Here is an 18,489-nt window from a genome sequence, read left to right on the forward strand (position 1 = left end):
GCGTTACCGGCGCGCGTTGTTGCTGGCGATCAGAACGGAATGTCCTCATCAATCGTTTCGCCTTTTTGCTCGCGGTTTTGCCACAACGCGTTTCGCGTGGCCTCGGGAAGGTCGGAGAAGCAGACCCAAACGTGACTTTCCCGAGAGCGAGCGAAGTATTCTCTTCCAATGCAGTCGTATTCTTTCGCAAGCTCCGGGAACACACCATAGGGGTCTACCATTTGTGCATACCAGCAGCATACCTCGGCGGTGTCGGGATCGATTGTTAGACCGGCCTCCTTGCGGATCGCGAGCCATTCTTCGGTCGTCATTTCTGGAGTCTGTTCTTTGTTTTCAACCGTCTTCATCTGAGTGTCCTTTCAGGTTGGTCGGGGGCCTGCTCTCTTGCTCTCGATAGAGGTGAAGCATGTGTCGTTGTTGGGTCTCGACATCGACAAGTCGTCGTGATCGATGAAGCGCCCAGACGCGCCGGCAACGAGCGCGCGTCTAATGTCCAGCAAAGCTGCAGCGAAGAAGCGCGACGGCTCCTCAGCCGATACCTTGACTTGGCTCGGTGAATGGCAGCGGGCTGGCCGCGCCGGCTAATGCTGTCGGCGAATTCGACATGCTCCGGCGCAACGCCAGGGTCGATGACTGCCCCGAACGTCTTGGTCTCATCCGGCACGGCGCGGTCGTCTGGGTGCCGCTCAATACGCAGGGGGTATGGCATACTGTATAGTGTCACTCTCTTGGGACTGTGAAATGAATTTGAGGGCCTCCACAGTCCCACCAGAGCGCCATAAACGTTGCTATCGAGCAACATGGTCCCGCCTCGGAGCCACGACTGGCTCTCTCATGGGACTGTGCGTCTCTCCTGTGGGACTGTTGAATGAATTTTGCGTCTCCCTGGTGGGACTTCGCACCGGCGGTGCTGGCGTCCAACTCATGAAGGTCTTGGTCGCGGTGTTGACGCTGGCCAGCGTGTCATCGGGAAACTCCGTCAACAGCCATTCGGTCGAGGTGCGACCCTTGACGTTAAAGCCGCTGCGCTTCTTGGCGACGATAAAACCGCGCTCGACAAGATGATGGAATGCGCGGGCTGCCGTGTTCCGACTGACATTCAAAGCGGTTGCTGCTTCCCGGACGCTGTAAGGTATCTTTCCATTGTTTGAATTTGGCCCCCGGTACCGGCGGGTGATTTCGATATACAATGCGCGCGCTACCGGATCGAGCGATTGCCACGCCTCGGAATCGAGCATGTATTCCAGCAGCCGGATGTGACGAGGCCCGCGTTCCCTCGGGCTATCTTTGCGGGGCATCAGCGTTGTCCCCGCGTAATGACGGCGCGCCAGAGCGCTGCGCGAATAGCAGCATCCATCGCGACGATCTCCCGGTTGATGATCTCGAGATCGATGCCACGGCGCTGCAGGGTTTCGAATTGGACCTGGAGCTGACGATCCAGGTAACGTTCGCCGACCTCCGGTCTCATCGTCGCGATGAGGCGGGCATGACGATCAATGAAGGCACGGCGGTGTGCTGCGGGAATGGAATGACGGTGCCGGACTGCACGGCGCCGAAGGTCACGCGCGAGTCTGGTTGATCGATGGGCAATCTAGACCTCCATACACTTCGCGCGTAAGCGTTTACGCGTGTTTAAGTTCGCCGCGCACACCGTGAACACCTGAACGACGGCGCCTTGGTTTGGTGCGGGATGCTTGCGCGACCGACGTGACCGCAGCTTGAACATTTGATTAAGCGGTACGAAGGAAGCTGCTGCACCTTCAGATCATCAAGGGTCTCGGCCTCGTTGATGAGAATTTCGAGCTGCTGCCGGTGCCATGCTTTTCGACTTAGGTGCACGATCAGTCCTCCATCATCCTCATCGCGGTGCTGCGTGCGCACGAACCTCCAGAAGTGACGTTCATGCGATCCACGTCTGCGCGGTCAACGCACCGAACAAGCCGTCATCAAGTGCCTTCAAGAGTCCCGTATCGATAGCTTCCTGCGCACCTTTCGGCCCGACTCTCTTGCCGCTCGGCTCCAGCACGTACATGACCTCGGCGTCGCCAGTGGTCTTGATGCGGAAGGACTTGCACAATCGTTGGCCGTCGTCGTGGCAACGATCAACAATGAGCTTGGCCCTCTGTGACATCTTGATTGAATTGGACATGATGCACCTCGGCTACTGTTACTTCGCGTGCTGCGTCGCTGCATGGTCGTGCACCGCCATCCAGACGTCCAATGCCGACCGCCCATAGCGAACGGCGCGCGTCAGCTTGATGAGGGAGGGCCCGGAGCCGTCGCGACGATGGCGGGCGACCTTGAGAAACTGCCAGCCCAATGTGAGATATTGAGCCGGCTCGTTGGGTGTGGAGTTTCCGTTGGTGGGCTGCATAGATGGGCACCTCATGCTGAGGCGCTGGCGCTCAATACTGAACGTGCGGCGCAAGGGTTACTCGGACGCTAGAAAGGCAGATCGTGATCATCATCGATGGCGTCTGCTCTTTCCCTCAGGGCATCTACCGTCGCCTGGGGAATATCGTGGAAGCTGACCCAAACATCTCCGTCCGGAGAGCGAGCGAAATACTGTCTCCCAACACAGTCGGCTTCCGGGCAATGCGGCAGGACACCGTAGGGGTCCATTACTCGTGCCCACCACCAGGTCACCTTAGCGGTCGCAGGGTCAATTCGAAAACCGGCCTCCTTTCGGATCGCGAGCCATTCTTCGGTGGCCAACTCTGGTGCTTGTTCTTTGTTTACGACGGTCGTCATCTGCCTGTCCTGTTCAGGTTGGTTGTTCGAATTCAATTCGAGATGGGACGTCAGCAAGGCTTATGGGGTCACATCACCCTCTGCGTGGTGTGCGTCTGGATTTTGTGGAAGTACTGCACTGGTGTCCGCACCTTCCATCCAGATCGCGACGTCGTTCGCGAACGTTGCGACCTCCCGCAGACGGGAGATAATACTTTTTGCCTCGCGAGCTTCGAGAAGAAGCATAGACCGCGCTACTTGGGCGGGATTTCCGCTCTGAGACAAAGCCCAGCATGCCTCAAGCAATCTCTTGAGCTGCATGTATCTCTCGCGGTGGCGCTGACTCCGGCGCTCAGCTCGATCGGCGGCCGCTTTGGGATCAGGGACCGGCCTTGGCTTCCAGACAGAGGCTCTGTCAGCCTTGGCCTTCACAGCGGCCTTCACGGCAGATGCAGGTGATCCATATTCATCGATCAACCGGGCCTGATCCTGCGGTGGGATGGCCTTCGTAAACTCCGCTGCGGCAGCAACCTTCACGTCTCCCTGTTCCACAGCGTGTACCAGACCAGGTACGCCGTGATCTTTGACATAACGAGCTCGCTGGGCGCTGCGAACGCTGACGTTCAAGAGCTTTGATGCGACTTGCTGCGTCGCAGATGATCCGCCAATTGGCGGATGAGACCCCTTCGGCAGGTTTGCTATACCCGCCACCACCATCGCCCGCTGGCTTGCATCCAGGTGACGACGCTTGAGATTCATGCTGATCACGAAGCCGAGGGGATCGATACCCAGATATTCCACGATGCGAGGTTCGATTCCTTTCAGCAGGCCCGCACGGTAGCGGTTCCTGCCATCGAGAATTTTGCTCTCATAACTCCAGATTGGCTCGCGCTGACCATGCGCGACCATATCATCGCCGAGATCGTTGAGTTCTTCGTCGATCATCATCGGGAAAATATTCGCAAGCGGATGAAATTCCATTGGAGTCACGCCCCGGCGGGTGCGAGCGCGGGCTGCTTGGCCGCCCGTGCTTCCCACTCCTGCCCATTTTTCTTGAGGACGGCGCTGCTGATCTCTGCCGGAACAGTCGACCCGCTATAGCGAGCCCGCTTCTCAAACCAGCCGTCAATATTTTCGCGTGTCCGAGCGGAAATAACAACTTCGCCCTCTTTCATGGAGGCCATGCGATTGATCCTCAATGCTTGGTGTCGATAGGCTGCTGAATAGTCGCGATGAAACCTGATCTGTTCATTTCCAGATGTCAACGTGTTCAAAAGAGAACACCAACAAAGAGCGAGCACCAACAAACGACTGCGGCACAGGCACAACTTGGACTCTTGGATTCGGCAGGTAGAGAACAATTTTTTTGCATCAAAAAATGCGTTGCCACTTGAGGCGCGCACAACGATTTAGTGCAGCCGCGGAAACTAGCGTCTCTGCGAAGAATGATTTGATACGACCGACCGCGGATCACACGGCGTCAGACCGGCGCTCGTCATTGCGGGATCGACCTGTTGATGTCGTTGTTGGGGTTAATTTGGATCAATATATCCCGCGCATTGGTTCTAAGCATACGTCGAGAGCGCGCCGATTGGCCGCCACAAGCATACAACGGAGGTGGGCAACTATGTTGCCGCGGCTAATTAACTTGCGTCGTGGCGAGCGCCGTGACGTCGCGGGGCTGCAGATCACCGCCCAGAATTTAGTGGTGGAAGTTAGCAACGCGAATTACATGGTGGCCTGATCGCCGGAATGACCCACACCACCTCAGGCTTCCTTACTTGACCTCCGGGAGTTTCTCCTGCGCAAGCGAACCGGTGCCGGTTCGATCTCGCCCAACTCGCCCCCGGAGGCCGATGGTGCGTTTGCCTTAGCCGTCACACTTCCCCGCCTGACATCCCTGCCGCTCAACGCAAGGCGCTCCGCGCGGTCATAGCGGTGCCTCTTAGACAGACTGCTGCCCCTTCCCCGACGCCGCCCGCCGTTTCCGGTACTGCCCGCGAAGAAACGGCCGTGTTGATCGCGGTGATCGCCACGATCAGATGTTGACGTTGTCTCGTTCATGCTCCGGACAATACCGCGAGATCGGATCGCGGGCACGCACACGCCGATTTTGCGACACACCCCATTAAGTCAAGAGGCTTGGCAGGGGTGCAGGTTTAGGTCAAATATTTCTCGGCAGTCGTCGTCGGAGCAGTCGGGAGGGTATTTCGGATAGGCTTGGACCAGCGCGCTGTAAGCGCGCGCTCTGGCGTCGATGATTACAGGTACAGGACTATCAACGAGTCGAGGAGCGCGCGCCGGAGGCGCGCTACTCTGTTCCTCTGTTCCTGTGTTATGTCTGACAGCGTGGTGGCATGTACGGATGCCGTTTTTGTCACCTATGGATGCGGTTTTTGTCACGTATGGATCACCATTCATAGGTGACACAGTTATGTCATCTATGGAGGTGTCTTCCGTGGTTGCCGGCGCGGCCGGAATGCTGAGCGTGAAGCTGACCGCATCATAGGTTCCGCCGCGCTTGCGCCGGAGCCAGCCTTCGTCTTCGAGCGCGGCAATGCAGCGCATGATCGTGCGGAGTGAAACGCCGAGCTTGTCGGCCAGCATCGCGTAGCCGGGATTGCATTGGCGGGTCTTGCAATTGAAATGCAGAGCAAGCCGGGTTGCGGTTCGATACACATTGTCGGGCATGCCGGCCTCGCTGGCCGCGATCATGAATCGGTCGCGCGTCCTGAGATCGACGACGGTCACATGTGCAATTGGGGATGCTGATGGCGCTTGCGGTTCAGTATGCTGGGCATTACTACTCACAGCACGTTCTCCTTGGTGCTCCATTGGGATCGTTCCGCCTTTGCGGGGCGGGTATTGCTCTAGCCGGCGCGGCCACCTCGGTTTATTCCGGGGTGGCCTTCTCGTTTTTCCAGCCAAAATTGATGCAAGCCGACGATCGATGCAAGGGCCACGCCGCGCGCGATGATAGAAGCGCCAGCGCCGCAGTCATTTCCTGCAGAATTTGCAAGCACCTGTAACGCAGGATTCAAAGGCTCAGTTTCCGCGAAAATCCGGCCGTAACTTGCAACGGCGACCGGAAAGCCGCGCGTCCTGGCGCGCGGCGTTACATGTCGCCAGATTATTTTTTGCAAGCATCGTGCGCATTGACCAGCAGTTGATCGTGCGCGGCAAGTAAAACTTAAAGCGGAAATTTTCGCGCAGCGATGGGACTCGCTGCTGAAAAATAAATGCGCACGGTGTTCAATCCGAGACACGGCTCGCCGGAAAAACCGTCGCATAATGTTGCGCTATGACCAGCGTTGTGAACACGGGTGTGGATAACACCAAGGAACGAAATTGCTTCGCGACAAATTCTCCGAACGTGAGACGATAACCTACGATGAGCTTTGTATTCGTGCGTAACGGAGAATTCCCATGCCACAAGCGCAGGTTTTGATTCCCTACCGTGATCTGAAGGCCAAGGGCGTGCCGTATTCCAAGCCCCACCTGTGGCGGCTGGAGCGAGCAGGCAAATTCCCCAAGCGCGTGCCCATCGGCCCTGCCCGCTATGCCTACGTCGAAGCGGAGATCGACGATTACATCGCCGCGCGGGTCGCCGAACGCGACGCCGGTGCCACGAACTGAGAGACCAACGAGAAGCCGAAGGCGGCATAGCGCGGGGAGAAGCGCCATGCGGGGCAGATAGAACCAAATCAAGTGGGTGGCGCGGCAATTGGAGCGGCAAGGATGCAAAAAGAACAAAAAGAACTTGTGTTGGCTTATCACGAGGCCGGACATGCTGTGATCGCTCATGCGCTCGGCATTGCGGTGAAATATGTCACGACGCTTGAGGATGCTTCAGCCGCGCTGACCCACAGCGCGACGTATTTGGCCCGGGATGCCGATCATCCGGCGCAACTCGAGGCGATCAGGAAAGACGTCATCGTCTGTTTGGCGGGTCCCCACAGTCAGGCAAAGCACCGCCGGCCAAAAAAGAAAGAACCTGACGAGTGGAAAGACGATATCGAGACGGCAAGCGGTTTAGCGGCGCGCGCAGGGCTCGTCGCAACCGGAATCGATCTGCGCCGGCTCGATGAAAACTTCGAGTGCTGCCTAACCGCCTATCAGGCTGAGTTTGCGGCAGACCTGTTCCAGCATTGCAGCGAGAAGGCTCGCAACCTCGTTGATGAGCATTGGACCGCGATTGACACGGTAGCCAAAGCGCTTCTGAGCCGTCCGGTTCTGAACGGTGATGATATCGCCGAATTGATCGGTCGTTCGTCATCTCGTGCGAACGGAAAAACGCCCGACCCAGCCCGCTTTCTTCCCGACCAGCGTTAGGCGCTCGCGCGGATCGGCACCACGTTAGGTGCCGCTGGCGGCTCGACGATCTGCTGCAGATAACCAGCCCACAACTCCAAGGCTTCGCGCTTTTCGTCGAAGTATTCGTATAAATCATAGACCCTTTGGATACCCGGTTTCACATGGGCGAGGACCGCCTCGCGGGCGTCCAGTGAAATTCCTTTCAGCCGTGACATGCGCGAGCGCACGCTGCGGCGGATGTCGTGGTTAGTCCAGTGCGCCAGCACCACCTCATCGGGATCATCGCCGCGCTCGACCGCGATCTCGCGCAGCACCTTGAGCATCTCCGCGTCGATCTGCTTCTTCATCCGCCCGGCCACCTTGACGGCGGTTTCGCCGCCGTCGAACGAAAACAGGAACTTGCCTCGCTTCGGGCAGGCGTCGTAAATCTTGCGCAGGTCGGCAGTAATCGGAACCACATGGGCGATCTTGCCCTTCATCCTCGATGCCGGGATCGTCCACTCCCAAGAATTGCCGCGCATATTCCATTCGGGGCGGTCGGTATTCGACAGTTCGCGAACCCGCAATGCCGAGAGCACAAGGCCACGGTACAGCGGGCCAATCGGATACGGCAGCCGCGTTGCCGCGATCCACAGCGCACGCAGTTCGTCGTCATTGAGGATTCGTTGGCGCGGCTCGATCTTGCCGACGATCTTCGATATCTTGATGGTGGCGCACGGGCTGATCTTGAGGCCATAGATGCGCTGATCGATCACCCACGAGAAGAACCCGCCCAAATCGTTGAACAGTTGCCGGCCCATCGCTGGCGTCTCGATGGCCCTCGGGTTCACGACCTTCCCGAGAATATCCAGATCGGTGATCTCGGCAATCGGTGTGTCCTTGAAGATCGGGAACAGGTTGTTTTCGATCCGCTTCTTGACCGCCCTGCCCGAGCGCTGCCTGGCCAACTTGCGGTCGAAATAGTCGCCTGCGATGCCGCCGAACGTATTGGCGCGAATCTGCGCCTGCTCCTCCCTCGCCTTGTCCTCGACCTGTTTTGGGTCGACCCCTTGCTTGATAAGGTCCGACCATTCGCGCGCGGTCTGGCGGGCCGCCTCCAGGGTGGTTTTGGCGATCTCCCGGCGGGACAGGAAGGTCGAGCCGGGGAAGCGGGCTTGGAAGATGTAGGTCTTGACGCCCGTGTCGGTGACGCGGACCCCGAAGCCGGGGACCAAGGCATCCATGACCTGATAGCGCTTGCCTTTAGGGGCGGCTTTGAGGGATAGGACCTTGCGGTCGGTCAGGGCTTTTTCAGGTTGGCGGGGCATCTGCTATCGTTCCTGTCTGGAAACTATATATGAACCTATCCGGGCATCTCGGGGCATCACCGGGGCATCATTTTGTCGGAGATTGAGCGATAGCCGATGAGATGCAATGGAGAGGAAAAATGCAAGAAATACCTGCAATGCCTACGTTTCTGAAATTCTGTGAAGTTCGGTGAGAGCCTACGAAACGGCTTTCAGAATAAACTATGTAGACAGGAACCGGTTCACCCTGCCAAGGGCCGGATCGTTCGCGAAATCAGGCCGGTAGCCGGGAAGCGCCCCGTGAGTATTCCGAACATCATTACCCTCGGCCGCATCCTGCTGGTGCCGTTCATCGTATGGGCGATTGCCTCCAGCCAGATGGAAATCGCGTTCGCGATCTTCGTCATCGCCGGCGTCAGCGACGCGGTCGACGGCTTTCTCGCCAAGCGGTTCAACATGGCCAGTGAATTGGGCGCGCTGCTCGATCCACTGGCCGACAAGGCGCTGCTGGTCTCGATCTACGTGGCGCTCGGGATCTGGGGGGCGGTGCCGCGGTGGCTCGTCATCCTTGTGGTTTCCCGCGACATCATGATTGTAGCCGCCGTGATCGTATCATGGCTGTTTGACAGGCCGATCCCGATGAAGCCGTTGATGGTGTCGAAGCTCAATACGGTGGCACAGGTGGCGTTCGCGGCATTGGTGCTTGCGGCACTCGGCTTCGGCTTCAAGCCAGCGCCGTATGATCTGATCCTGATGGGTTTTGTCACGGTCTTTACTTTGGTTTCCGTATCGCTCTATCTCGTGGAGTGGGTGCGGCACATGAGCACGATCGAAGCAAGATAGATCGTGCGCCGTCCCGGCATGGAGTAACTGCGTGGCGACCCGCGTTCACCCTCGTCAGCTTGCATTTGCTCTTCCGCATGCAGAGAGCCTTGGCCGCGACGATTTTCTCGAGGGACCGGCCAATGCGGCAGGCCTGGTGCTGGTCGACAGCTGGCCCGAATGGCCAAACCGCATCATGCTGCTGGTGGGACCGGAGGGCTGCGGAAAGAGCCACCTCGCCGCCATCTGGGCCGAACACGCCGGTGCACGCTCGACATCAGCGCATGCGCTGACCGCTGACGCAGTGCCGGGCGCGCTGGCGACCGGGGCGCTGGTCGTGGAAGATTTGAAGCCCGCGGACTTTGATGAACGGGCGCTGTTCCACCTGATGAATCTGGCGCGGGAGGATGGAGCTTTCGTTTTGATCACCGCGCGCGAGCCGCCGTCGGCGTTTCAGATCGAGCTGCGCGATCTCCGGTCACGTCTGCGCGCGGCACCGACGGTGTCGCTGTTGCCGCCTGACGATCAGCTGTTTCGCGCCCTGGTTGTCAAGTTTTGCGCAGACCGCCAATTGGCTGTCGATGAAACCGTGGTGAGCTATCTCGCAACCCGGATCGAGCGCTCTTATGCTGCCGCGCGGCAAGCCGTTGAGCTCCTGGACACCGAGGCCTTGCGGCTGGGCCGGCCGGTTACCCGGGCGCTGGCGGCTGAATTGCTGCGCAATGCCTGATCCCGCGGCCCGTCTCGCATCTTGACGGCGCAAGCGCTGGGAACATCAATGTCATTGAAACGTCATCGCGATAACACATGCTTCGTGCCCTCTCAGCCGGATGGTGCCGTGTCTAATTTTGGGATGGATCAAACTCTGATGGAATCCGCGCAAGCCGTTGTAATTAAAGAAAAAGAATCGGAAGCCGAGACCCGCCCAAGCATCGGCGCCAGCCCCGAACGCTTCATTAACCGCGAACTTTCCTGGCTGCATTTCAATCGCCGGGTGCTCGAGGAATCGGTCAATTCCGGCCATCCCGCGCTTGAGCGGGTGCGATTTCTGTCGATTTCCGCCAATAACCTTGATGAGTTCTTCATGGTCCGCGTCGCCGGCATCAAGGCCCAGGTGCGGGAGGGCATTGCCGAGCGCAGTCCGGACGGGCTGACCCCTGCGGAACAGCTCGTCCTCATCAACGAGACCGTTTCAAAACTCGCCAACGACCAGCAGTCCATCTGGCGCGATCTGCGCGGCATCCTGTCCGAGGTCGGCATCATTCTGGTCGACGGCCGCGATGTCAGCAAGACCGAGCGAGCCTGGATCGAGGATCATTTCCTCCATAACATTTTCCCGCTGCTGACGCCGCTCGCGATCGATCCCGCGCATCCCTTCCCGTTCATCCCGAGCCTCGGCTTTACCGTCGCGCTGCATCTCGCACGGATTTCCGACGGCAAACCGATGAACGCGCTCATCCGTATGCCCGGCAAGATCGATCGCTTCATCCGCCTGCCCGCGGGCAAGGATTCCGCCGTGCGATTGATTACGCTCGAACAAGCCACCGGGTTGTTCATCGGTCGGCTGTTCCCCGGCTATACCGTCAAGGGTCAGGGTGCGTTTCGCATCATCCGCGATTCTGAAATCGAAATCGAAGAAGAGGCGGAAGATCTGGTGCGGGTGTTTGAAACCGCGCTGAAGCGGCGGCGGCGGGGCTCGGTGATCCGGCTCGAAATCGAAGCCAAGATGCCGGAAGAACTCCGCGCCTTCGTGCAGCGGGCGCTTTCGACCGCCGACGACGAGGTCCTGCTGGTCGACGGCGTGCTGGCGATGAACGAGCTGTCGCAGTTGACCCGGCTCGACCGGCCCGACCTCGAATTCGCGCCCTTCGTGCCCCGTCATCCCGAACGCGTGCGCGATCATGGCGGCGATATCTTCGCTGCGATCCGACAAAAGGACCTGATCGTTCATCACCCCTATGAATCATTCGACGTCGTCGTGCAGTTCCTGCAACAGGCCGCCCGCGATCCCGATGTCGTCGCAATCAAGCAGACGCTCTATCGCACCTCGAACAACTCGCCGATCGTGCGGGCGCTCGCGGAGGCCGCCGAGGCCGGAAAATCCGTGACCGCGCTGGTCGAGCTCAAGGCGCGGTTCGATGAGGAAGCCAATATCCGCTGGGCGCGAGATCTCGAACGCGCCGGCGTGCAGGTGGTGTACGGATTTCTCGAACTGAAGACCCACGCCAAACTGTCGCTGATCGTGCGCCGTGAGGGCGGCAGTCTCACGAGCTATGTCCACACCGGCACCGGAAACTATCATCCGGTCACGGCCCGCATCTACACCGACCTTTCCTACTTCACGTCAGATCCAATCATCGGACGCGACGCCGCGCGGGTTTTCAACTACATCACCGGCTATGCCGAGCCGAGCGATATCGAGAAGATGGCGGTATCGCCGCTCACTTTGCGCAAGCGCATCATCGAGCATATTCGCGGCGAGACCAACCACATCCGGCACGGCAGGCCGGGCGCGATCTGGATGAAGATGAACTCGCTGGTCGATCCGGATATCATCGATGCGTTGTATGAAGCCTCGCAGGCCGGCGTGTCGATCGAGCTGGTGGTGCGCGGAATCTGCTGCCTGCGGCCCGGCGTTCCCGGACTTTCCGAGAACATCCGCGTCAAATCGATCATTGGCCGTTTTCTCGAGCATGGCCGCATCTACTGCTTCGGGATGGGCCAAGGCCTGCCAAGCTCAAAAGCTGCTGTGTATATCTCGTCCGCCGACATGATGCCGCGCAACCTCGATCGGCGGGTCGAAATCCTTTGTCCGCTGCAAAATCCTACGGTGCATCAGCAGGTTCTCGAACAAATCATGGTCGCGAATCTCAAGGATACAGAGCAAAGCTGGCGGTTATTGCCGGACGGGACGTCAACGCGTATGAAGACCGTTCAGGGCGAAGAGCCCTTCAACCTGCATGATTACTTCATGACGAATCCGAGTCTGTCAGGCCGTGGAAAGTCGCTTAAGGAATCTTCGCCGCGCCGCCTCACACGCCGCACCGAGCGTCAGCATTCGTCATAAGGAAGCTTTCCGGTGAAGCGGCCGCGCAAACGCCCATCCAGCGTCGCGGTCATCGACATCGGTTCGAACTCGGTGCGTCTCGTCGTCTATGAATCGATGGCGCGGAGCCTGGTCTCGATCTTCAACGAGAAAACCCTTTGCGGTCTCGGGCGCGAGGTTCAGACCACGGGGCTTTTGGCGCCCGACGCCGTCGCCAAGGCCTTGACGTCGTTGCGGCGTTTTCGCGCGTTGTGCAGGATCATGAAAGTCGGCCGCGTGCACGCGATCGCCACCGCCGCGTGCCGCGACGCCACCAACGGTCCCGATTTCATCGCCAAGGCCGAACGCATCTGCGGCGTCGCAATCGAGATTCTGTCGGGTCCGCGCGAAGCGGCACTATCCGCGCTGGGCGTTGTGTCAGGCCTTCACAAGCCCGACGGCATCGTCGGCGATCTCGGCGGCGGCTCGCTGGAACTGATTGACGTTCAGGGCAACCGCGTTCGCCGCGGCGTGACGCTGCCGCTCGGCAGTCTGGCGTTACAGGACGCATCGCAGAAATCGCTGAAGCGCGCCGAGCGGATGGTCAAAACCGATCTTTCCGGAGTTGCCCAGCTCAGGGCCGGCCGCGGCCGCGCGTTTTATGCGGTCGGGGGGACATGGCGGGCGCTGGCGCGCATCCACATCGTCCAAAGCGGCTATCCGTTGCGGGTGATGCACGGCTATTCGATACCGGCAGCGGACGCGCTCGATTTCGCACAGCGCCTGCGCCGCCTCGTCTCGGCGAACATGTTGGCCAATATCGAAGTCGTCGCCGATGCACGACGGCCGTTACTGACCTATGCAGCGCTTGTTCTCGAATACATCATTCGTGTCGCCAAACCGAAGACCATTGTGTTTTCGACCTTCGGGGTGCGCGAAGGCCTGCTTTACTCGATGTTGCCGCAGGCCGAGCGCTCCAAGGATGGATTGATTTGCGCCGCGCAGACGCTCAACGAGTTGCTGTCGCGATCCGCGCGCCATGCCGAAGAACTGATCGAATGGACCGATCGTTTGGTGCGGGTCGTAAGATTGCGGGAAACCGAGGAAGATCGCCGCCTGCGCCATGCCGCGTGCCTGTTGTCGGACATCGGATGGCGGGTACATCCCGATTACCGCGGCGAGCAGACACTCAATCTCATCACCAACGGAAATTTCGGCGCGATCAGCCATCAAGGCCGGGCGTTTGTCGCGCTGTCGGTATATTATCGCTATGCGGGTTTGAACGAACAGAATGAACCGCCGGCGATTATTCAAAAGCTGGTGCCGCCATCCATGGTCGAGCGTGCCCGCGTGCTCGGGGCGGCGTTCCGCGTCGCCCATCTGATATCGGCGGCGCGGCCGGGTGTTTTGCCGGCAACCCACTTTCGAAGCCGCGACCGCAAGCTGATGCTGGTGTTCGAGCACCGGATGGTCGATCTCGTTGCGGATCGCGTCGGCAGCCGTTTCAAGCAGCTGGCACGGCTGGTCGGCCGCTCCGGATCGATCGTGCGGCGTTAGAGGCTAAGCCGCGGGTGCTGCATGCTGGCCGATCTGCGAAAGCTTGCGCTTCCGCCAGACCGATCCCGCCACCAGCACGATGATGATGCCGAGGATCCCGAAGACCACCTCGCCGCCATGACCGTCATTGGCAAAGTGCGGCATCACGCCGAGCGGCGCGAATAATGCGTCGAGCGTAACGCCGACCGGGCCGTTAAAGAACGCCTGCAGATGCGGAACAATCGCGGGATCGGTCGCCATCACCTCGCCGGCGACCCAGCCCAATAAGCCGGCGCCGGCCCATACCAGGGCGGGCAAGCGCGTGAGCAGCGCCATGATCAGCGCAGCTCCGGCGACGATCAGGGGAACGCTGATGGCAAGCCCGATGACAAGCAGGGGAATGCTGCCATTGGCGGCCGCGGCGACTGCGATTACGTTATCGAGGCTCATTACGATGTCGGCGATCGCCACGATCTGCACGGCCGCCCACAGATGCGCAGCCGCGTCCACGTCGCCCTCGCCCTCGTGTTCAGGTACCAGCAGCTTTGCCGCGATCACCAGCAGTGCCAATCCACCGACCAGCTTGAGGAACGGCAGCGCCATCAACGTCACGACGATGCCCGTGAAAATGATGCGCAGGAAAACGGCGACGCCGGCGCCAAGGATCATGCCCCAGAACCGCTGGCGCGGCGGCAGGCCGCGGCATGCCATCGCGATGACAAGCGCGTTGTCACCTGACAGCAGGATGTTGATCCACATGATCTTGCCGAGCGCGACCCAAAAAGCGGGCTGCTGCATCTCGCTTTGAAATTGCGCGATGAATGTTGTGATCGTCGCCGGATCGAAAATTTGCAGCACCCAATTCACAGTGAATTCCCCTCGGCCGGAGGCCGTTTCCGCGCGGCTTGCTTGCCGCTGCCCGTATCAATCAGCTGACGATTTCGTTGCCTGAGAAAAATTGTGCGATTTCGATTGCGGCGGTCTCAGGCGCATCCGATCCATGCACCGAGTTTTCACCGATCGATTTCGCGTGCAGCTTGCGGATCGTACCATCGGCCGCCTTGGCAGGATCGGTCGCGCCCATGACTTCGCGATGCCTAAGCACGGCGTTTTCGCCTTCGAGAACTTGCACCACGACGGGACCGGAAGTCATGAAATCCACCAGCTCGCCAAAGAACGGACGCTCCTTGTGGACGGCGTAGAAGGTTTCGGCTTGTTCGCGGGTCATGCGAATGCGCTTCTGGGCAACGATCCGAAGCCCCGCCTTCTCGATCAGCGCATTGATCGCGCCCGTTATGTTACGCGCGGTTGCGTCGGGCTTGATAATCGAAAAGGTGCGCTCAATCGCCATGATTTCGTCCTTGAACAGGGCTGGATGGGAGTTGCGGCGCTTATATCGGCGCTGTCGGCGAACGGCAAGCGATCAGCGAAAGACTCGGGCTGTCTCGGCGGCCAACCGAAGCCTTCGAATTGCAACAATTTCACAAAGATGAACCTTCTCTGAAACCAACATCCCGATCTCGTTCACCTTCTCAAGGATAGGCTTCAATCAGCCGAACGCCTCGCGGATTGGGGGGACGGCAGCACTTTCCGAAGGCGCCGACACAGCGCCGAACCTTGAGGAGACGACCATGTTACGCAAACTCTCGCTTGTTGCAGTTGCCGCGGCATCGCTGGGTGCGGCGGCGCTGGCGCCGACCTCCGCCTCCGCCTGGGGCGGTCACGGTTGGCGGGGCGGATGGCATCATGGCTGGGGCGGTCCCCGCTTCTTCGTCGGCGGCCCGGCCTATGGCTATGGTAACGGCGGCTGCTATATGCGGCGATTGGTCCCAACCCCGTGGGGGCCCAGATGGCGCTCGGTAAATCGCTGTTATTGATCTGAACTCCCCATCCGAAGTCAAAGGCCCTCCGAAGTCAAAAGCGCTCCGAAGTCAAAAGGCCCTGGCCCACTTGTGGCCGGGGCTTTCCTTTTAGTCATTAAGGAGGAACCATCCGGCATCCTTCGTTCCATTCTGGCTGGAAAAGGCAGGCAATTGACCACCAAGGGGAAACAATTTGCATCCTAGTAACTTGGTCCGGTGCGATCTCCTTGAAGCGGAAGTGCACGGAAGCGTGATGAACAGCCGAATCACCGACGACAGCGAACAAATGGATCACAGGACGACTCGATCGATCTGCGACGCGATAGGTGAACGGCTGCAGCAAGATCTGCGCCCCGAAACTTCGCGCCTGTCACCGCATTTGCAGGGTCTGATGGACGAATTGCGCAGGCGGGACGGCGAAGACCGATGCTGGGATTAGCTGACTGAATTTTCGGCATAGGCGATCGGCGGGGGCAAATTTCGCTCATAAACGGGTTGCGTTTGGCGCCGGGTCCGGTGACAACCCCGCATGCTTTCAATCACCGACATATCGGTCCGGATTGCCGGACGGCTTCTGATCGATCATGGCTCCGCGCAGATCGTCCCCGGCGCGCGCGTTGGTTTGATCGGTCGCAACGGCGCCGGTAAATCGACGCTGTTCCACGCCATTCGCGGCGAACTGCCGACAGAGACCGGCACCATCACCATCCCTCCTCGCTGGCGCGTGGGCAGTCTGGCACAGGAAGCACCCAACGGGCCGGAAAGCCTGCTTGAGGTCGTGCTCAAGGCGGACCTAGAGCGCGATGCCCTGCTACGCGAAGCCGACACCGCCCATGATCCTCACCGGATCGCGGAAATCCAGACACGGCTTGTCGACATTGACGCCCATTCGGCGCCCGCCCGTGCCGCGGCGATCCTGAGCGGCCTCGGGTTCTCGACCGCAGATCAGGCGCGGCCATGTTCGGAATTTTCCGGCGGCTGGCGGATGCGCGTGGCGCTCGCCGCGACGCTGTTTGCAGCTCCCGATCTGCTGCTGCTGGATGAGCCGACCAACTATCTGGATCTCGAAGGCACGCTGTGGCTTGAAGACCATCTCGCGAACTATCCGCGCACGGTCATTGTCATCAGTCATGACCGCGATCTACTGGATACGTCGGTGGACCAGATCCTTCATCTGGACCGCGGCAAACTAACGCTCTACCGCGGAACCTACTCTTCGTTCGAGGAGCAACGCGCCACGCGCGAGATGCTCGACGCCAAGCACGCCAAGCGCCAGGACGCGGAGCGCAAGCGCCTGCAGGCCTTTGTCGACCGCTTCAAAGCCAAGGCGTCGAAAGCGCGCCAAGCCCAGTCCCGCGTGAAAATGCTGGAAAAGATGAAGCCGATCGCAGCGCTAGTCACGCAAGACGTGCGGGAGATCACCTTCCCTGCACCGGAAAAGATGCTGTCGCCGCCGATCATTGCGGTCGACGATGTTTCGGTCGGTTACGATCCGAAAAGCCCGGTGCTGAACCGCGTCACCTTGCGGATCGATACCGACGACCGCATCGCGTTGCTCGGCTCCAACGGCAACGGCAAATCGACGCTGGTCAAACTGCTTGCCAACCGGCTGGCGCCTTTTTCGGGCACGATCACGCGCGCCGAGAAGATTTCTATCGCCTATTTTGCGCAACACCAGCTCGACGAATTGCGCGAAGACGGCTCGCCCTACGATCACGTCCGCAAGCTGATGCCGGACGCTCCCGAAACCAAGGTGCGCGGCCGCACCGGGGCGATCGGCTTCTCGGGCAAGGCCGGCGACACTCTCGTGAAAAGCCTGTCGGGCGGCGAAAAGGCGCGGCTGCTGCTGGGCCTTGCGACCTTCTTCGGTCCCAACATGATCATTCTCGACGAGCCGACCAACCATCTGGACATTGACAGCCGCGCGGCGCTGGCGGAGGCGATCAATGAATTTCCCGGCGCGGTCATCATGGTCTCGCACGATCGCTATCTGATCGAAGCCTGCGCCGATCAATTGTGGGTCGTAGCCGACCATGCCGTCACGACCTATGACGGCGACCTCGACGATTACAGGCGCATGGTATTGTCGGCCCGCGGCATGCGCACGAATTCGCGCGACCGCGAACGCGGCAACGGCCGCGACAAGGCCGCGCGCAACAAGGGTGAAAAGCGGGTTCCGCTGAAGCAGAAAATCTCAGAGGCCGAGGCCGAGATCGCGCGCATCAACGGCATTATCTCGAAAATCGACACGGCGCTCGCGCTGCCGGATCTGTTCAAGCGGGACCCGAAGCAGGCGGCCCAGCTCAGCAAGGCGCGGGCCGGTGCGGCGAGCGCCTTGCAGCGGGCCGAGGAAGAATGGCTGGCGGCAAGTTCGCAATATGACGAAGCGGCGGGCTAAGCGAATTTCACTGCAAGAATGCAGGGAACGGCTACGTCGCGTCCTGCCTCTTCCTGGGCTTTGCAGTCTTGGGCTGCGCGACCGGCTCAGGTGCACGCTCGATCGAGCTCAGCCGTCCGGATGTGAAGGTGTAGATTCCGGCGCGCTGCCCCTTCGAGTAATTGATCACCGCCACCCGATCGCCGCGGGGGTTGGTGGAGAGATTGACGCTGTCAGGTGCGCCGATGCCGCGCACGACGTCGCATTCGGTATGACCAAGTGCCACCGATCCCGATGTCGATGGGGGTGGCGCACCAGCGGCGCCGTCGGTCAACGCGTCTGCGGCTCCGCCGGCAGGCGTCATCCCCGGGCAAAGCCCATCGGCACTGACCATATCTTCCGCAGTAACCGCCTTGCTGGGGCTTAGCGGCGGAGTTTCAATCGAAACGTTTCGGATGAATAGCCTGCCGGAGCGCGAAAACCATTCCGCATCTTTCGACATAAGGTCGGACGCGCCTGAACAGCCCACGACGGCAG

22 protein-coding genes are annotated in these 18,489 nt (G+C 60.0%); 9 read left to right on the forward strand and 13 right to left on the reverse strand.

Translation table 11 applies throughout. The features are described from left to right. Nucleotides 1-29: 29 nt before the first annotated feature. From N554_RS0111700 to N554_RS0111750, 9 genes are all read right to left on the reverse strand, one after another. Entirely contained in the window at nt 30-347 is a 318-nt protein-coding gene (locus tag N554_RS0111700; protein ID WP_029583632.1) for a hypothetical protein, read from the reverse strand. Nucleotides 348-788: 441 nt separating this feature from the next. Beyond that, nucleotides 789-1,298, reverse strand: a complete 510-nt coding sequence (locus tag N554_RS37320; RefSeq protein ID WP_156041903.1) for a GntR family transcriptional regulator — start codon at nt 1,296-1,298, stop codon at nt 789-791. Next, entirely contained in the window at nt 1,298-1,468 is a 171-nt protein-coding gene (locus tag N554_RS42970) for a DUF6074 family protein (RefSeq protein WP_371259478.1), read from the reverse strand. The genes N554_RS37320 and N554_RS42970 overlap by 1 nt, the downstream gene beginning before the upstream one ends. A gap of 432 nt (nt 1,469-1,900) precedes the next feature. Next, nucleotides 1,901-2,149 carry a hypothetical protein gene (locus N554_RS0111720; RefSeq protein ID WP_156041904.1) on the reverse strand — a complete coding sequence of 83 codons (249 nt, stop codon included), beginning with the start codon at nt 2,147-2,149 and terminating at the stop codon, nt 1,901-1,903. An 18-nt stretch (nt 2,150-2,167) separates the two neighbouring features. Continuing rightward, nucleotides 2,168-2,374 (reverse strand): hypothetical protein, encoded by a 207-nt coding sequence (locus N554_RS0111725; RefSeq protein ID WP_029583636.1) that lies wholly within the window; start codon nt 2,372-2,374, stop codon nt 2,168-2,170. Between the two features lie 68 nt (nt 2,375-2,442). Beyond that, nucleotides 2,443-2,751 (reverse strand): hypothetical protein, encoded by a 309-nt coding sequence (locus tag N554_RS0111730; protein ID WP_029583637.1) that lies wholly within the window; start codon nt 2,749-2,751, stop codon nt 2,443-2,445. A 60-nt stretch (nt 2,752-2,811) separates the two neighbouring features. Next, nucleotides 2,812-3,711 (reverse strand): ParB N-terminal domain-containing protein, encoded by a 900-nt coding sequence (locus tag N554_RS37325; RefSeq protein ID WP_156041905.1) that lies wholly within the window; start codon nt 3,709-3,711, stop codon nt 2,812-2,814. Nucleotides 3,712-3,716: 5 nt separating this feature from the next. Further along, nucleotides 3,717-4,004, reverse strand: coding sequence for a hypothetical protein (locus tag N554_RS0111740; protein ID WP_156041906.1), 288 nt, complete (start codon nt 4,002-4,004; stop codon nt 3,717-3,719). An 859-nt stretch (nt 4,005-4,863) separates the two neighbouring features. Further along, nucleotides 4,864-5,541, reverse strand: coding sequence for a helix-turn-helix domain-containing protein (locus N554_RS0111750; RefSeq protein ID WP_197033552.1), 678 nt, complete (start codon nt 5,539-5,541; stop codon nt 4,864-4,866). 615 nt (nt 5,542-6,156) lie between these two features. On the opposite strand from N554_RS0111750, the gene N554_RS0111765 reads away from it, so the two are divergent. After that, a complete protein-coding gene (locus N554_RS0111765) occupies nt 6,157-6,366 on the forward strand; it encodes a helix-turn-helix transcriptional regulator (RefSeq protein WP_029583642.1) in 210 nt (69 codons plus the stop codon). 102 nt (nt 6,367-6,468) lie between these two features. Continuing rightward, on the forward strand, nt 6,469-7,062 hold the full coding sequence (locus N554_RS0111770) for an FtsH/Yme1/Tma family ATP-dependent metallopeptidase (protein WP_051677457.1): 594 nt from the start codon (nt 6,469-6,471) through the stop codon (nt 7,060-7,062). Here N554_RS0111770 and N554_RS0111775 read toward each other — a convergent pair. After that, nucleotides 7,059-8,351 carry a tyrosine-type recombinase/integrase gene (locus N554_RS0111775; protein WP_029583644.1) on the reverse strand — a complete coding sequence of 431 codons (1,293 nt, stop codon included), beginning with the start codon at nt 8,349-8,351 and terminating at the stop codon, nt 7,059-7,061. The genes N554_RS0111770 and N554_RS0111775 overlap by 4 nt on opposite strands. 279 nt (nt 8,352-8,630) lie before the next feature. Here N554_RS0111775 and N554_RS0111780 point away from each other — a divergent pair, with 279 nt between their 5' ends. From N554_RS0111780 to ppx, 4 genes are all read left to right on the forward strand, one after another. After that, a complete protein-coding gene (locus N554_RS0111780; RefSeq protein ID WP_029583645.1) occupies nt 8,631-9,173 on the forward strand; it encodes a CDP-alcohol phosphatidyltransferase family protein in 543 nt (180 codons plus the stop codon). 31 nt (nt 9,174-9,204) lie between these two features. Continuing rightward, a complete protein-coding gene (locus tag N554_RS0111785; protein ID WP_029583646.1) occupies nt 9,205-9,882 on the forward strand; it encodes a P-loop NTPase family protein in 678 nt (225 codons plus the stop codon). A 138-nt stretch (nt 9,883-10,020) separates the two neighbouring features. Next, the gene (locus tag N554_RS0111790) at nt 10,021-12,219 is read left to right on the forward strand and encodes an RNA degradosome polyphosphate kinase (RefSeq protein ID WP_029583647.1); all 2,199 of its coding nucleotides are present in this window, start codon (nt 10,021-10,023) and stop codon (nt 12,217-12,219) included. A gap of 12 nt (nt 12,220-12,231) precedes the next feature. Further along, nucleotides 12,232-13,734, forward strand: coding sequence for an exopolyphosphatase (gene ppx / locus N554_RS0111795; RefSeq protein ID WP_029583648.1), 1,503 nt, complete (start codon nt 12,232-12,234; stop codon nt 13,732-13,734). Between the two features lie 3 nt (nt 13,735-13,737). Here ppx and N554_RS0111800 read toward each other — a convergent pair whose 3' ends face one another. Together N554_RS0111800 and ndk are read right to left on the reverse strand one after the other, a co-directional pair. After that, the gene (locus tag N554_RS0111800) at nt 13,738-14,580 is read right to left on the reverse strand and encodes a TerC family protein (protein ID WP_029583649.1); all 843 of its coding nucleotides are present in this window, start codon (nt 14,578-14,580) and stop codon (nt 13,738-13,740) included. 61 nt (nt 14,581-14,641) lie between these two features. Then, nucleotides 14,642-15,064, reverse strand: a complete 423-nt coding sequence (gene ndk / locus N554_RS0111805; protein WP_029583650.1) for a nucleoside-diphosphate kinase — start codon at nt 15,062-15,064, stop codon at nt 14,642-14,644. A 280-nt stretch (nt 15,065-15,344) separates the two neighbouring features. On the opposite strand from ndk, the gene N554_RS38220 reads away from it, so the two are divergent. The 3 genes from N554_RS38220 (at nt 15,345) to N554_RS0111820 (ending at nt 17,973) form a co-directional block, all read left to right on the forward strand. Further along, entirely contained in the window at nt 15,345-15,590 is a 246-nt protein-coding gene (locus N554_RS38220) for a sulfur globule protein precursor (RefSeq protein ID WP_081851235.1), read from the forward strand. 238 nt (nt 15,591-15,828) lie between these two features. After that, complete coding sequence (locus N554_RS41920) at nt 15,829-16,014, forward strand: hypothetical protein (RefSeq protein ID WP_029583651.1); 186 nt, start codon at nt 15,829-15,831, stop codon at nt 16,012-16,014. 90 nt (nt 16,015-16,104) lie between these two features. Beyond that, the gene (locus N554_RS0111820; protein ID WP_029583652.1) at nt 16,105-17,973 is read left to right on the forward strand and encodes an ABC-F family ATP-binding cassette domain-containing protein; all 1,869 of its coding nucleotides are present in this window, start codon (nt 16,105-16,107) and stop codon (nt 17,971-17,973) included. A 31-nt stretch (nt 17,974-18,004) separates the two neighbouring features. Here N554_RS0111820 and N554_RS0111825 read toward each other — a convergent pair whose 3' ends face one another. Then, on the reverse strand, nt 18,005-18,454 hold the full coding sequence (locus N554_RS0111825; protein WP_245283578.1) for a hypothetical protein: 450 nt from the start codon (nt 18,452-18,454) through the stop codon (nt 18,005-18,007). Nucleotides 18,455-18,489: the final 35 nt, after the last annotated feature.

The sequence above is a fragment of the Bradyrhizobium sp. URHD0069 genome, assembly GCF_000701345.1.
GTDB lineage: Bacteria > Pseudomonadota > Alphaproteobacteria > Rhizobiales > Xanthobacteraceae > Bradyrhizobium.